Source organism: Methylobacterium sp. J-092 (genome assembly GCF_022829325.1).
GTDB lineage: Bacteria > Pseudomonadota > Alphaproteobacteria > Rhizobiales > Beijerinckiaceae > Methylobacterium.
Map to the genome: position 1 here is coordinate 1 of NZ_JAKSXU010000037.1, position 14,463 is coordinate 14,463.

Sequence of the window (14,463 nt, forward strand, 5' to 3'; positions counted from 1 at the left end):
TCTCGCGCGCAAGCTCGGCGCGGGCGGCGGGCGTCCACATCGGGGTTCCTGGGTGAGCGTCAGACACTCTCCCAACGCCCGCGATGCTCGCCGCTCACCCAATAGCTAAGCTGTTCTGCCCATTATGAAACGGGGTCTTACGTCCGGGTTCGGCGGGCCGATCGAGACCACCGCCTATGCCGTGATCTGCGGACGGGACGCCAGCCTCCGTGACGATGTCGAGCGGAAGCGGTTCGCGCACCGCCGCAATAGCCTCAAGGTCGAAGGTCACCCCGCCGTGGTCCTGACCTACGATCAAATGGTCGTTTCCATGGAAAACAGCTTGGCAGCATCCTTGAGCTATACCTAGTGGTCAAAATCTAATCGATGGCAGCGATGTCCTGGGTCTGGGCTTGACCTGTTGCGAACGTTCGGGGCGAGGATCAGGCGTCAGATTTTCACCATCGGAAGGGCGCCCCTCTCCTTCCTTCGCTCGCAATGGGAAAAGGGAGGGACGATGGCGCCCCTCAATCCACCGCGAGCCGATACCCCACCCCGCGCACGGTCTGCAGGAAGGTCGGGTTGGCCGGGTCGACCTCGGTCTTGCGGCGCAGGCGGTTGATCTGCACGTCGATGGTGCGCTCGGCGGCGAGGCCCCCGCCTCCGGCCAGCACCTCGCGCTCGACGTTGGCGCCGTGGGCGCCGGCCAGGATCGTCAGGATCTCGCGCTCGCGCTCGGTGATGCGGATCATCTCGTCCTCGCGGCGCAGCTCCCCGCGCTCGATCCGGTAGGAGAACGGCCCGAAGGTCACCACGTCGCCGGTGCCGGTGTCGCGGCGCGGGCCCGACGCCCGGTTGATGATGTTGGTGAGCCGGAGCGTCAGCTCGCGCGGCTCGAACGGCTTCGGCAGGTAGTCGTCGGCGCCGATCTCGAGGCCCATCACCCGGTCGTTCGGGTTGGAGCGGGCGGTGAGCATCAGGATCGGCACGCGCGAGGTCTCGCGCACGCTGCGCGCATAGGCGAAGCCGTCCTCGCCCGGCATCATCACGTCGAGCACCATCGCGTCGAAGACCAGGCTCTGCGCCTTGGCCCGCGCCTCGGCCGCGCTCGCGGCGGCGGTGACGCGGAACCCCTGCTCGGCGAGGTAGCGGGCGAGCAGCTCGCGCAGGCGCCGGTCGTCGTCGACCACGAGGACGTGCGGCGCCCCGTCGGAGAGCTCGGTGCGGGCATGGGCGGCCATCAGGCGGCCCCGCCGCCGCGGCGGGCCATCAGGCGGCGCACCACCGCGCGCTCGTCGGGCTCGATCATCGCCATCAGGAAGCTCTCGGGGGCGGCCGCATCCTCCGGCGAGGCCAGCGCGCGGGCCAGCCGCCGCGCCTGCACGCGGGTGAGGTCGGCGGCCAGCGCCGCGCCGCTCGGCGTGCAGGTGAGCAGGCGCTGGCGCCGGTCCTGGGTGCCGGGCCGCTGGGCGATGTAGCCCTGGCCGATCAGGTCCTTCAGCACCCGGTTGAGGCTCTGCTTGGTGATGCGCAGGATGTCGAGCAATTCGGCGATGGTCAGGCCGGGATAGCGGTCGACGAAGTGCAGCACCCGGTGGTGCGCCCGGCCGAAGCCGTACTCGGCCAGGATCCGGTCCGGATCGCCGACGAAGTCGCGATAGGCGAAGAACAGGAGCTCGATCAGGTCGTCGCTGCTGCAGGCGGCGGCCGGCTCGGCGGCGTCCTTGCGTTCGCGGAGGGCGGGAGATGTCACGTGCGGCCCGGGTCCGGTTGCGGCGCGAAGGGCGGGAGAGGAGACGAACGTCGGCGCGAAGGACGTCGGAGCGGAGAGGATGGGAAGGAGGAGCGTGCGCGCGATATACGTCAGTGTCGTTGACATATTCCAGGCCGGTTGGTACCCGTCAACCCCGCCGGCGCCGCCCGCATGCGCGCCCATCGACATCGTCCCCGCCGAAGGGCCCGCAGGTTGCGCGGGCCGCGACGATTTCCAGGAAGACGTTCCCATGTCCGTGATCCCGTTCGACGAGCGCGAGGGCACCATCTGGTTCGACGGCGCCATGGTGCCGTGGCGGGACGCCAAGATCCACGTGCTGAGCCACGGGCTGCATTACGGCTCGTCGGTGTTCGAGGGCGAGCGCGCCTATGGCGGGGTGATCTTCAAGAGCCTCGCCCATGCCGAGCGCCTGCGCCGCTCCGCCGAGCTGCTCGACTTCGCGGTGCCGTATTCGGCCGCCGAGATCGTCGCGGCCAAGGAGGCCGTGCTCAAGGTCAGCGGCCTGCAGGACGCGTATCTCCGCCCGGTCGCCTGGCGCGGCTCGGAGATGATGGGTGTCTCGGCCCAGGGCAACACCATCCACCTGGCGATCGCCGCCTGGGAATGGCCGAGCTACTTCGACGCCGCCACCAAGATGAAGGGCATCCGCCTCGACATCGCCGAGTATCGCCGGCCCGACCCCCGCACCGCCCCCTGCGCCTCGAAGGCGGCGGGCCTGTACATGATCTGCACGATCTCCAAGCACCGGGCCGAGAACAAGGGCTATGCCGACGCGCTGATGCTCGACTTCGAGGACAACGTCGCCGAGTGCACCGGCGCCAACGTGTTCTTCATCCGCGACGGGGCGATCCACACCCCCACCGCCGACCGCTTCCTCAACGGCATCACCCGGCAGACGGTGATCGAGCTGGCCCGCCGCCGCGGCCTCGCGGTCACCGAGCGCCGCATCCGCCCCGAGGAGATGGCCGACTTCTCGGAATGCTTCATCACCGGCTCGGCCGCCGAGGTCACCCCGGTCTCCGAGATCGGGCCCTACCGGTTCGCGCCGGGCGCGATCACCCGCACGCTGATGGACGACTACCTCGCCGAGGTGCAGCCGCAGGCGCGCGCAGCCTGAAGGTTCGCGCGGCCTGAGGCGCCTTATCCCCCGCCGGTTCCGGCCGGCGGGGAACCTCGGGGATGCGGGCCGCGTTCTGACGGAACATTCCATGAACGCGTGAGTGCCCGATGACCAAGGCCGCTGCCAAGACCACGGCGAAGTCCGATTCGAAGTCCGACGCCAAGTCCGACACGAAGTCCGCTTCGAACGAGAACCCGAAGACCGACCCGAAGGACGTGTCGAACCAGATCAAGGATCCCGACCAGTGGACCACCGGCGGCGAGCCGATGACCGGTGCGCAGGCCTCCTATCTCAAGACCCTGTCGGAGGAGACCAAGGAGCCCGAGGCGTTCGATCCCGACATCGACAAGGCCGAGGCCTCCAAGCGCATCGACGCCCTGCGCAAGGAAGCCGGCCACGGCTGAGCGGAGCGAAGGCGCCCGCGGGGCCCGCTCCCGACGGGTCGCCCGAGCGCCCATCCCCTCTCGCCGCAAGCGGGGGAGGGGACCCGCATAACGGCCGGTCGCACGGATCCTGCTGCGGCGGATGCTGCGACCGTCGCCCGTCGCCGATCGAGTTAAAACATCCTCAAGGTCGCGCGGGTAGGGTCGCCGTGTGCCGGTTCGGCCGAGGAAGGCGATCATCGATGTCGAGGACGGCCGTCGAACTGTCGAAAGGGGCCGGAGCCGTGCCGCCGAAGCGCCGCTTCGCCGCCGACGCGCGCGGCGCGACGAGCATCGAGTACGCCCTGATCTCGGGGCTGGTCTTCCTGGCCATCGTCGGCAGCCTGCGCCTCTACGCGTCCAAGGTCAGCACCGTCTACCAGACCATCGGAAACGCGGTCAGCCAGAACTGACCAACCTCAGCGCGTCCCCGGCCGGCCCTTGCGCGACCGGTGCGACGCGTCCGGCTCCGAGGCGGGGTCGGCGTTCGGCGTCGTGCCCGAGGGCTTGGCCGCGGCCGCCTTGGCCGGGTCGGCCTCGGCCCAGAACGCCTCGAACAGGCCCTGCATCGCCTTGACGTTCTGTTCCTGAACCTCGGCGCCGGTCTTCAGCATCTGCTGGAACATGCCGCCGGCGGCATCGGGTTCCGGCTTCGGTGCGGGCTTCGAGACCTGGGGCTTCGAGACCGGGGGCCTGGCGGCCTGCTTCTGCGCCTCCGGCGCGGCCTGCGCCGGGACGAACGCCTTCATCATCTCGGCCCAGCCCGGCGCGACCGCGAACGGCGAGGGCGCCGGGGCGGGCGCCGGCTTGGCCTCCGGAGCCTGCTGGTTCAGCAGCATGTGGACGATGCTCGCGACCACCGCGCCGGCCATCATCGGCAGCATCTGGCGCAGCACCTGCGAGCCGACGCCGCTGGCCGAGGAGGCCTGCTGCAGGATCGCCTGGGTGAGGGCCGGCGAGCCGAACATCTGCCCGAGCATGGTCTCGGCCGGGCTGGGTGCCGGGCTCGCGGCGGGGCGGGCGCCGGCCAGCCCGAACATCTGCGACAGGCCGGTCGGGTCAGGGACGGCGCTGCGCTGCAGCCCGAGCGCGAAGGCCGGCATCAGGGCCTCCATCGCCCGGCGCGTCTGCTCGGGGGTGAGGCCGAACTGCTGGGCCACACTCTGCATCCCGGCGCCGTTCTGGGCCTGAAGCATGTCGAGCGGGTTGAACATCACGCGGCCTTGGTCTGTTCGCCGCGCGGAAAACCGCATCGCGGGCCGCGCGTTCCAAGTCTAGACCCTTATCGACGCCGCTGGCCAGTTGCCGGCCAACGTTCGGGCGCGTCCCGGCGCGATCGGCGCCGCGCATCCACCGGGGATCGCGTCCCGGCCGGGATGCCCGGGACGTCGCGCCTGCCGACGCGACGCGGCGCGCTACACCAGCGCGCCGCCATGGGCCGGGCCGGCGGCGGCGACGCTCGCCTCGGGATCGGGCGCGCGCGCCGGCACCACGACGTCGCGCTCGAGCAGCGTGACCGTGCGGGCGACCATCAGGATGCCGGCCAGCCCGAAGGCGAGCGAGCCGATGCCGACGCCGGCGAGAACCCCGCGCGGCCCGTACAGGGCGGCGCCCGCGAGCGCCGGCGGCATCGTGCCCAGCGTCGCCCGGCCCCAGTTGAGCAGGGTCGAGCGGAACGGGAAGCCGAGGTTGTTGAACGCGGCGTTGGCCAGGAACAGCAGGCCGTTGAAGAACCACACCCCGCCGCTGACGAGGCAGAAGAAGCCGAACAGGTCGGCGGCGACCCCGTCGAGCGCGAACAGCCGCATCAGCGGGCCGCGGGCGAGCACCAGGGCGGCCCACACCACCGCCACGTAGAGGAAGGTCACGAGCGCGCCGTCGCGGAGCACGCCGCGCATCCGGTCGAAGCGGCGGGCGCCCCAGTTCTGGCCGAGGATCGGGCCGATCGAGCCCGACAGGGCGAACAGCCCGCCGAAGGCCACCGGGGTGAGCCGGTCAATCACCACGTTGGCCGCCACCGCCACCGCGCCGTAGCGGGCGAGCACGTGGGCGAGGAAGGCGCTCGCCACCGACGGCGCGAGGTTGGTGAGCACCGCCGGCAGCGCGATCCGGAACACCAGCGGCGCGTCGGCGACCGTCGCCGCGAGGCTCGCGGGCGCCAGCATCCGGTGCTGGCGCACCCCGTGCCAGCCGATCAGCGCGAAGGTGGCGCGCGCCACGCAGGTGGTGATCGCCGCCCCGTCGACCCCGAGCCCGGCCCCGAAGATCAGCAGCGGATCGAGCCCCACCGTCACCAGCGCGCCGCCGAGCGTCACGAACATCGCCTGGCGCGCGGCGCCGACCGCGCGCAGCAGCCCGGAGAACATCATCCCCGGGCCCATCAGCACGTTCGAGGGCAGGGCGATCCAGAGGAAGCGCTCGGCCACGGTCAGCGTCTCGCCCTCCGCGCCGATCGCCCGCAGCAGCGGGTCCGACAGCGGCAGCAGCAGCGCCACGAGGAGGGCGGAGGCGGCGAGCCCGAGCAGCGTCGACGAGGTCGCGATCCGCCGCGCGCCGTCCCGGTCGCCGGCGCCGATCGCGCGGCTGACCAGGGCGCCGGCGGCGATCATCAGGCCGATGTTGATGGCGATGGCGAAGAACTGGACGATCGCGGCGAAGCCGACCGCGGCGGTGAGGTCGGTGTCGCCGAGCTTCGACACGTTGAGCAGCGACAGCAGGTCGACGACGAACACCGCCATCAGGCCGATCGAGCCGGTGGCGCTCATCACCACCACGTGGCGCAGGATCGAGCCGGTGACGAAGCGGCCGGCATCGGGTGGCACGGTCTTCCCTCCCCCCGAAGCGGGGGAGGGAGGGTCTCGCGTCGGCGAGGGCCGTGAGAGGGGAGCGCCGTCTCCGGACGACGCGCTCCGCTCTCTCCCCCTGCTGCGGGGGGGACCCTTCCCCGCTTCAGGGGGAGGGGGAAGGGCGGCGTCCGCCTCACCGCTCACCGCTCTGGACCTCCATCGCCGGCGTGCGGATCGCGCGCGCAGCCTGGGCGTCCGCCTCCGCCTGCGCCGCGGCCTCGGCCTCGCGCTCGGCCTCGCGCTCGGCGGTGTCGACCGGCGGCCGGTCGAGCATGCGGCCGGCGGCCTCGCGGCGGTCGTTGCCGATGATGTCGCGGGTCTCGGCCGAGAGCGCGCGGGCCGGGCGCTGCGGGGCGGTGAGCGGCTCCGGCTTCATCTCGGGCACGCCGATGCCGCGCAGCCAGCCGCCGCCCTCGGGGAGCGCCCCGGCCTGCTGCAGCACGAGGCGGGCGACGTCGCGCTTGCGCACGTCCTCGACCCGCGCGGCGGCGGCGTCGGCGGACAGCCCGAGGCCCTCCAGCGTCGCACGGCCGAACACCAGGGCGGATTCGGCGGTCTCGCGGATGTGGAAGTCGACGTCGCGGTTCATCAGCTCGACGGCGTGCATCCGGTCGTAGGCCCGGACGTAGGTGCGGACCGACTCGAACTCCTCGTGGACGATGTCGACGATCTTCAGCGCCGCCTCGGCGTCGTCGATGCACAGGCACACCAGGTCGACCCGGCCGATGCCGGCGGCGCGCAGCACGTCGAGGCGGGTGCCGTCGCCGTAGTAGATCCGGAAGCCGAAGCGCGAGGCCGAGCGGATCTGCTCGACGTCCTTGTCGATCACCGTGACGCCGATGCCCTCGGCGAGCAGCACCTGCGTCAGGATCTGCCCGAACCGGCCGAAGCCGATCACCAGGACGCGGGCCTCGGCGCTCTCGACCACGTCGGTGGCCGGCAGCGCCTCGCCGCCGCGGCGGGCGCGGGCGAGGTCGAGCGCCTTGTCGAGGCCCTTGGCCGCCACCGGGCCGATCAGCATGGTGAGGGCGGCGAGCGCCACCGCGAAGCGCGTGGCGGTGGCGTCGGTCAAGCCCAGCGAGCCGGCGAGCGGCAGCAGCACGAAGGCGAACTCGCCGGCCGGCGCCAGGATCGCGGCGCCGCGCACCGCGTCGAGCCAGGTCGAGCCGAACAGGCGGAACAGCCCGGCCACCAGCGCGACCTTGACCAGGATCGCCGCGAAGGTCGCCCCGAACAGCAGCGGCCAGACCGCGCGCACCAGCCCGCCGTCGATCGACATGCCGACGCTCATGAAGAACAGGCCTAGCAGCATGCCGCGGAACGGCTCGATGTCGGCCTCGAGCTGGTGGCGGAAGTTCGATTCCGACAGCAGGATGCCGGCCAGGAACGCGCCCATCGCCATCGACAGGCCGACCTCGGCCATCAGCAGCGCGGTGCCGAGCACCACCAGGAGGGCCGCCGCCGTCATCACCTCGCGGGCGCCGCTCGCGGCGAGCAGGCGGAAGAAGCGGTTCAGGCCGTAGCGGCCGACGAGCACCACGGCGACGATCGCCGCCAGCGCCTTGCCGGTGGAGAGCGCCGCGTCCCCGAGCCAGGGCGCGCCGCTGCCGCCGCCGGCCGATGCCAGGAGCGGCATCAGCGCCAGGATGCCGACGACGGCGATGTCCTGGAACAGCAGCACCGCGAAGGCGCGGCTGCCGTAGGCGGTGCCGAGGTCGCCGCGCTCCTCCAGGAGCTGCAGCGCCACCGCGGTGGCCGAGAGCGCCAGCGTGATGCCGATGATGCCGCTGGCGCTGGGCGCCGCGCCGAGCAGCACGCCGAGGCCCCCGAGCACGATCGCGCAGACGACGAGCTGCGCCGTGCCGAGCCCGAAGATGTCGCGGCGCATCGAGACGAGCTGCGACAGGTGCAGTTCGAGCCCGACGATGAACAGCAGCAGCACCACGCCGATCTCGGCGACGCTCGCCGCCGTCTCGGGCTCGGCGATCAGCGACAGGCCGGACGGGCCGATCAGCACCCCGGCGACGAGGTAGCCCAGCACCGCGCTCTGCCCGAGCAGCCGGAAGATCGGCACGCCGATCACCGCCGCCGACAGGAACGTCAGCACCGGCGGCAGGAAGCTCGCATGTTCGGCCGGGCTCGCCATGAAGCGCCTGATCGCGAGGACGGGACGTCCTGCCCTTACCGCGGACGGCGCGGAGGCGCGAGGGCCTTGCGGGTGCCGTTCGTCACCCGGCCGGCGCGCGGGCCCGCCGGAACGGCCGGCGCGGGACGCCGTCCCCCGGGCGTCGGGCACGGATCGGGATTGCGCTTTTGTATTCCTTAACGCGGGCCACCTATACTTTATTGCGAGCAAATGTTCGGGCGCCGAAGCCCATGAAGACTTTATTCCCGGAGTCGCGCGTGTCCCTGAGAAATGTTTCGATCCGCACGCGGCTCGTCGCCGCCTTCGCGACGCTGACCCTGTTCGTGCTCGGGCTCGGGCTCGCCGGCCTGTCCGGCATCGCGACGGTCGAGGAACGGCTGGTCGACGTGCAGACGCGGTGGCTGCCGAACGTCCGCGACGCCGGCGCCCTCGACGCGCTGACCGGGCGGTACACCACCAGCCTGCTGCGGCACATGCTCACCACCGAGCCGAAGGCGCTGGCCGCCATCGAGGGCGACATCGCCCAGCGCGGCCAGGCGATCGAGACCGGGATGGCCGCCTACGCGCGCGGCATCGCGCAGCCCGAGGAGCGGGCGCTGTACGAGACCTTCCTGCGCGAGTGGGGCGCCTTCACCGCGACCGAGGCGCCGATCCTCGCCCATTCCCGCGCCGGCGAGAAGGCCGAGGCGCTGCTCGCCTACCAGAGCAAGGGGATCGGCGCGCGCCGCAACGCCTCGATCGCCCTGGAGAGGATCATCGCCCTCAACACGGAGGGCGCCGCGCGCGCGGAAGCGTCCGCCGCAGCATCCGTCGCGCGCACCCGGTTCTGGATGGTCGCGGCCCTCGGGACGGCCCTGGCCCTGGCGGTCGCGATGGCCGTGCTGCTGATCGCCGGCATCGGCCGCGGGATCGACCGCGTCGTCCGGCCGATGCAGGCTCTGGCCGAGGGCGACCTCGAGACCGCGATCCCGCTCCAGGGCACGCGCACCGAGATGGGCCGCATCGCCGACGCGGTGCAGGTGTTCAAGGCTGCGCTGCTGCGCATGCGGGCGCTGGAGAGCGAGACCGCCCTGGCGCGGGCCGGCGCGGAGGCGCAGCGCAAGGCCGCGATGCGGCAGATGGCCGACACCTTCGAGCGCTCGGTCGGCGGCATCGTCGCGACGGTGACCGCGGCGGCGACCGAGCTGCAGGCGACGGCGCAGAGCATGACGGCGACCGCGACGCAGACGGCATCGCAGTCGACGACGGTGGCGATGGCCGCCGAGGAGGCGGCCTCGAACGTCAACACGGTGGCGGCGGCGGCCGAGGAGCTCGGCTCGTCGGTGCTGGAGATCGGGCGGCAGGTCGGCGGCTCCTCGGCGCTGGCGCAGGGGGCGGTGGCCGAGGCGGCGCAGACGGCGGCCGTGGTGCAGGACCTGAGCGAGGCGGCGGCCCGGATCGGCGACGTGGTGGCGATGATCTCGTCGATCGCCGGGCAGACCAACCTGCTCGCCCTGAACGCCACGATCGAGGCGGCGCGCGCCGGCGAGGCCGGCCGCGGCTTCGCGGTGGTGGCGGCCGAGGTGAAGGAGCTCGCCGCGCAGACGGCGCGGGCCACCGGCGAGATCGGCAGCCAGATCGGGCGGATCCAGGACTCGACCCGCCAGGCGGTCGCGGCGATCGACGCGATCGCGGGACGGATCCGGGAGATCTCCGGGGTGTCGGCCTCGATCGCGGCGGCGGTGGAGGAGCAGGGCGCGGCGACCCAGGAGATCGTGCGCAACGTCGGCGAGGCGGCCTCCGGGACGGGGGCGGTGACGGCCAACATCGGCGGGCTCGCGGCGGCGGCCGACGAGACCGGCGCCGCGGCCTCGCAGGTGCTGACCTCCGCCACCGAGCTGTCGCGCCAGTCCGAGCACCTCAACGCCGAGATGAGCCGCATGCTGGCTTCGCTCCGCGCCGCCTGAGGCGGGGCCGGAGGGGGCGGCGGTCGCGTCCCGGTTGCGGGACGCGCGGTCACGAAGGTCGGACGGCAGGCGCGCGCTGCCGATCGCGCCGTCCGCACGCGCGCTTGCCATACACAAGCTTGCGCAACGATGGGCGACGCTTATAATCCGGCTTGCAGGCCCGCGGATCGACCGCGCTGCGACCGCAGCGAGCGACCCGGACGGGATCGCCATGCCGCCTCGCGTCCGCCTCTCCAAGACCCGCGACCTGCTGGCCGCTCTCGATGACGACGGATGGGGGATCGCGCGGAAGGGCCCGGGCGACCATGTCCAGCTCAAGCATCCGACCAGGCCGGGACGGGTGACGGTGGATGCCGGTCGGCGCGAGCAGGCGATCGGCACGCTGCGAAGCGTGTATCGGCAAGCCGGGTGGGCGTGGTGACGCCTCCGCCCTTCGAGGATGAGGCCGGATCGTCGGCCCGACGGGAAGCACCGCCCATGGCCCGTGTTGTCATGCTGATCCACGGCGAGGCCGGAAACTACGGCGCCTCGTTCCCCGATTTCCCCGGCGCCACCACCGGCGCGGACGACCTCGACACGCTCTACGTGAAGGCGGCCGAGATGCTGGCCTTCCATGTCGGCAGCCTGGCCGAGGATGGCGAGCCGATCCCCGGCATCCGCTCGCTCGACGCGCTGCGCCGCGATCGCGTGTTCCGCGAGGACAGCGCCGATGCGATCGTCGCCCTCATCGACGTCGACCTCCCCGGGCGCGCCGTGCGGGTGAACATCTCGGTCGAGGAGAATCTGCTGAAGCGGATCGATCGCGCGGCCGCCTCGGCCGGCGAGACCCGATCCGGCTTTCTCGCCTCGGCCGCCAAGGCGCGGCTCGTCGGCGCCGGGACCTGAAGCCCGACGCGACCCGCGCAGCGCCCCCGAATCCCCACCCTTCGACGAACGCCGGCGCCGGGGGTCACCCGCGCCGGCAAACGTGCTATAGCGCGTGCCCACGCGGCGGGTTTGCCGCGGCCGCCCGGTTGACAGGGCGGGCCCCTCCTCGCCACATCCCGGATCATGAGCGCCATCACGAATCTCGACACCGCCTCGGACGGGGCGTCCGCAACCGCAGCAAAGCCGCCGCTGGAGATCCTGCTCGCGGCCCCCCGCGGCTTCTGCGCCGGCGTGGTGCGGGCGATCGACGTGGTCGAGCGCGCGCTCGCGATCTACGGGCCGCCGGTCTACGTCCGCCACGAGATCGTGCACAACAAGTACGTGGTCGAGAGCCTGAAGCGCAAAGGCGCGGTGTTCGTGCGCGAGCTCGACGAGGTCCCCGACGGCGAGGCGCCGGTGATCTTCTCCGCCCACGGCGTGGCCAAGACCGTGCCGGCCAACGCCGACACCCGCGGCCTCATCACCATCGACGCCACCTGCCCGCTGGTGACCAAGGTCCACCGCGAGGCCGAGATCCACCACAAGCGCGGCCGCCACGTGCTCCTCGTCGGCCATTCCGGCCACCCGGAGGTCGTCGGCACCATGGGCCAGCTGCCCAAGGGCTCGATCACCCTGGTCGAGGACCTCGAGCAGATCGCCGCGCTCGAGCCCGAGAACCCGAACAACCTTGCCTGGGTCACCCAGACGACGCTGTCGGTCGACGACACCCTGCACATCGTCGCCGCCCTGAAGGCGAAGTTCCCGACCATCACCGGGCCGCACAAGGACGACATCTGCTACGCCACCACCAACCGCCAGGAGGCGGTGAAGCAGATCGCGCCGCTGGTCGACGCGCTGATCGTCGTCGGCTCCTCGAACTCCTCGAACTCGCAGCGCCTGCGCGAGGTCGCCGAGCGCGTCGGCTGCCCGATCACCCGCCTCGTGCTCCGCGCCGAGGAGATCGACTGGCCCGCCTTCGAGGGCATCACCAAGCTCGGCCTCACCGCCGGCGCCTCGGCCCCCGAGGTGCTGGTCGAGGAGATCATCGACGCCTTCGCCGCCCGCTACACGGTGACGGTCGACACGGTGCAGACCGTGGTCGAGGACATGGTCTTCCCGCTGCCGCGCGAGCTGCGCAGCGAAGCCGCCGAGTAGGTTCTCTGCGACTTTGGGCGGCGGGTGCCATCGCCCGCCCATCTCGCCGGCTCGGGCCGGCGGGGAACATCGTCGCGTGCCGATTGATCTGAAGATCCGTAGAAAAGAAGCGCCGTGGCCGTCTACACCGAGGTATCCGACGCGGCGCTGACCGACTTCCTCGCGGATTACGAGATCGGCGGGCTGCTCTCCTACAAGGGCATCGCGGAAGGGGTCGAGAACACCAACTTCTTCCTGCACACCACCGGCGGCGCCTACATCCTCACCCTGTACGAGAAGCGGGTGCGGGCCGGCGACCTGCCGTTCTTCATCGGCCTGATGGAGCACCTGGCGAGCCGCGGGCTGGCCTGCCCGCAGCCGATCCGCAACCGCGACGGCACGGCGCTCGGCACCCTGTGCGACCGCCCGGCGGCGATCGTCAGCTTCCTCGACGGGGTCTCGGTGAAGGCGCCGACCGCGCATCACTGTGCCGAGCTCGGACGCGCCCTGGCCCGGCTCCATGCGGCGGGCGCCGATTTCGGCATGCGCCGCGACAACAGCCTCTCGGTCGGCGCCTGGCGGGGGCTGTTCGACCAGGCCGAGCGCCAGGCCGACGGCGTCGCGCCCGGGCTCGCCGCGCGCACCCGCGACGACCTCGCCCTGCTCGAGGCGCGCTGGCCGGCGAACCTGCCCGGCGGGGTGATCCACGCGGATCTCTTCACCGACAACGTGTTCTTCATCGGCGACGGGTTGTCGGGGCTGATCGACTTCTACTTCGCCTGCACCGACGCCTTCGCCTACGACCTCGCGATCTGCCTCAACGCGTGGTGCTTCTCTCCTGAGGGCACCTACCACCGCGACATGGGCGCGGCGCTGATCGCCGGCTACGAGGCGGTGCGCCCGCTGGAGGCCGCCGAGATCGAGGCCCTGCCGATCCTGTGCCGCGGCGCGGCGCTGCGGTTCATGCTGACGCGGCTGGTCGACTGGCTGAACGTGCCGCCCGGCGCCCTGGTGCAGCCGAAGGACCCGCGCGAGTACGACCGCCGCCTGAGCTTCCACCGGCAGGCCGCGGACGCCTCGGCCTACGGATGGTCGCGATGAGCGAGGCGGCGACCGACGCGGCCCCCACCCGGGTCAAGATCTACACGGACGGGGCCTGCTCGGGAAATCCCGGCCCTGGCGGCTGGGGCGCGATCCTGATCTACGGCGACACGCGCCGCGAGATCTCGGGGGGCGAGGCGCACACCACCAACAACCGCATGGAGCTGCTCGCCGCGATCGAGGCGCTGGAGACGCTCAAGCGCCCCTGCCGCGTCGACGTGTTCACCGACTCGCAGTACCTGCGCCAGGGCGTCACCAGCTGGATCCACGGCTGGAAGGCGCGGGGCTGGCGCACCGCCGACAAGAAGCCGGTGAAGAACGAGGACCTGTGGCGCCGCATCGACGCGGCGCGCACCCGCCACACGGTCGAGTGGCACTGGGTCAAGGGCCACGCCAGCGACCCGCTGAACAACCGCGTCGACGCGCTGGCGGTGGCCGCGATGGCGCCGTTCAAGACCCGCCGCTGAGGGGGGGGAGGACCCGCGCCGCTCAGGCGAGCGGGCCGGGGATCGCGCGCTCGGCTTCGGCGAGCAGCCGCGTCTCGTGGCGGCGCACGAACAGCCACAGGGCCAGGCCGCCGAAGATCACCAGGGCCAGCAGCGCCAGCCCGACGGGGCCGGCGATCTGCTCGATCGAGCGGCCGCAATAGTAGGAGCCCAGCCCCATGCTGGTCGCCCAGGCGAGGCCGCCGAGCCCGTTGAACAGCATGAAGCGGCGGGCATCGAGCCGGTTCACCCCGGCGAGCAGCGCCGCGTAGGCGCGCAGCATCGCGGTGAAGCGGCCGAAGAACACGATCTTCCCGCCGTGCTCGCGGAACAGGTACTGCCCGAGCTTGAGCCGGCCGTGGTCGAGGGCGATCACGCGGCCGTAGCGCAGCAGCAGCGGCATGCCCCAGCGCCGGCCGACCCAGTAGCCGAGGTTGTCGCCGATGATCGCGGCGGCGGCCGCGGCGGCGATGATCAGCGCGATGTTGAGGTTGCCGGTGCTGCCGGCATAGACGGCCGAGGAGATCAGCACGGTCTCGCCCGGCATCGGCACGCCGGCGCTCTCCAGGGTGATGATGACGAAGATCGCGACGTAGCCGTAGGA

The 14,463-nt window shown here is 72.1% G+C and carries 15 protein-coding genes; 9 read left to right on the forward strand and 6 right to left on the reverse strand.

Going from position 1 to position 14,463, the window contains the following annotated elements; all coding sequences use genetic code 11:
• Positions 1 to 506 precede the first annotated feature (506 nt).
• Positions 507 to 1,220, reverse strand: coding sequence for a response regulator (locus MKK60_RS01395; RefSeq protein ID WP_147729183.1), 714 nt, complete (start codon positions 1,218 to 1,220; stop codon positions 507 to 509).
• Positions 1,220 to 1,732, reverse strand: coding sequence for a MarR family winged helix-turn-helix transcriptional regulator (locus MKK60_RS01400; protein ID WP_147859478.1), 513 nt, complete (start codon positions 1,730 to 1,732; stop codon positions 1,220 to 1,222). Before MKK60_RS01400 ends, MKK60_RS01395 begins: the two co-directional genes overlap by 1 nt.
• A 250-nt stretch (positions 1,733 to 1,982) precedes the next feature.
• Here MKK60_RS01400 and MKK60_RS01405 point away from each other — a divergent pair, with 250 nt between their 5' ends.
• The 3 genes from MKK60_RS01405 (at position 1,983) to MKK60_RS01415 (ending at position 3,708) form a co-directional block, all read left to right on the forward strand.
• Complete coding sequence (locus tag MKK60_RS01405; RefSeq protein WP_147728600.1) at positions 1,983 to 2,870, forward strand: branched-chain amino acid aminotransferase; 888 nt, start codon at positions 1,983 to 1,985, stop codon at positions 2,868 to 2,870.
• 110 nt (positions 2,871 to 2,980) lie between these two features.
• A complete protein-coding gene (locus MKK60_RS01410) occupies positions 2,981 to 3,277 on the forward strand; it encodes a DUF3072 domain-containing protein (protein ID WP_147728601.1) in 297 nt (98 codons plus the stop codon).
• 221 nt (positions 3,278 to 3,498) lie between these two features.
• Entirely contained in the window at positions 3,499 to 3,708 is a 210-nt protein-coding gene (locus MKK60_RS01415; protein WP_147728602.1) for a Flp family type IVb pilin, read from the forward strand.
• 6 nt (positions 3,709 to 3,714) lie between these two features.
• Here MKK60_RS01415 and MKK60_RS01420 read toward each other — a convergent pair whose 3' ends face one another.
• The 3 genes from MKK60_RS01420 to MKK60_RS01430 form a co-directional block, all read right to left on the reverse strand.
• Positions 3,715 to 4,509 carry a DUF937 domain-containing protein gene (locus MKK60_RS01420; RefSeq protein ID WP_147728603.1) on the reverse strand — a complete coding sequence of 265 codons (795 nt, stop codon included), beginning with the start codon at positions 4,507 to 4,509 and terminating at the stop codon, positions 3,715 to 3,717.
• Between the two features lie 201 nt (positions 4,510 to 4,710).
• A complete protein-coding gene (locus MKK60_RS01425) occupies positions 4,711 to 6,060 on the reverse strand; it encodes an MATE family efflux transporter (protein ID WP_243983589.1) in 1,350 nt (449 codons plus the stop codon).
• Positions 6,061 to 6,274: 214 nt separating this feature from the next.
• Entirely contained in the window at positions 6,275 to 8,287 is a 2,013-nt protein-coding gene (locus MKK60_RS01430; RefSeq protein WP_147859476.1) for a monovalent cation:proton antiporter-2 (CPA2) family protein, read from the reverse strand.
• Between the two features lie 257 nt (positions 8,288 to 8,544).
• Here MKK60_RS01430 and MKK60_RS01435 point away from each other — a divergent pair, with 257 nt between their 5' ends.
• The 6 genes from MKK60_RS01435 to rnhA all read left to right on the forward strand — a co-directional run bounded on the left by MKK60_RS01435 (position 8,545) and on the right by rnhA (position 13,841).
• Positions 8,545 to 10,233 (forward strand): methyl-accepting chemotaxis protein, encoded by a 1,689-nt coding sequence (locus tag MKK60_RS01435; protein WP_243983585.1) that lies wholly within the window; start codon positions 8,545 to 8,547, stop codon positions 10,231 to 10,233.
• Positions 10,234 to 10,444: 211 nt separating this feature from the next.
• Positions 10,445 to 10,654: a type II toxin-antitoxin system HicA family toxin gene (locus MKK60_RS01440; protein ID WP_243983586.1), complete on the forward strand. Its 210-nt coding sequence runs from the start codon at positions 10,445 to 10,447 to the stop codon at positions 10,652 to 10,654.
• 56 nt (positions 10,655 to 10,710) lie between these two features.
• Positions 10,711 to 11,118, forward strand: a complete 408-nt coding sequence (locus MKK60_RS01445; protein WP_243983587.1) for a type II toxin-antitoxin system HicB family antitoxin — start codon at positions 10,711 to 10,713, stop codon at positions 11,116 to 11,118.
• A gap of 165 nt (positions 11,119 to 11,283) precedes the next feature.
• Positions 11,284 to 12,294 (forward strand): 4-hydroxy-3-methylbut-2-enyl diphosphate reductase, encoded by a 1,011-nt coding sequence (ispH, locus tag MKK60_RS01450; protein WP_147728444.1) that lies wholly within the window; start codon positions 11,284 to 11,286, stop codon positions 12,292 to 12,294.
• A gap of 114 nt (positions 12,295 to 12,408) precedes the next feature.
• Complete coding sequence (locus MKK60_RS01455) at positions 12,409 to 13,374, forward strand: homoserine kinase (protein ID WP_147728443.1); 966 nt, start codon at positions 12,409 to 12,411, stop codon at positions 13,372 to 13,374.
• Entirely contained in the window at positions 13,371 to 13,841 is a 471-nt protein-coding gene (rnhA, locus tag MKK60_RS01460; protein ID WP_147728442.1) for a ribonuclease HI, read from the forward strand. The genes MKK60_RS01455 and rnhA overlap by 4 nt, the downstream gene beginning before the upstream one ends.
• A gap of 22 nt (positions 13,842 to 13,863) precedes the next feature.
• Here the strand turns inward: rnhA and MKK60_RS01465 are convergent.
• Positions 13,864 to 14,463, reverse strand: a 600-nt coding sequence (locus MKK60_RS01465) for a DedA family protein (RefSeq protein WP_243983588.1), incomplete at its 5' end; no start/stop codon positions are given.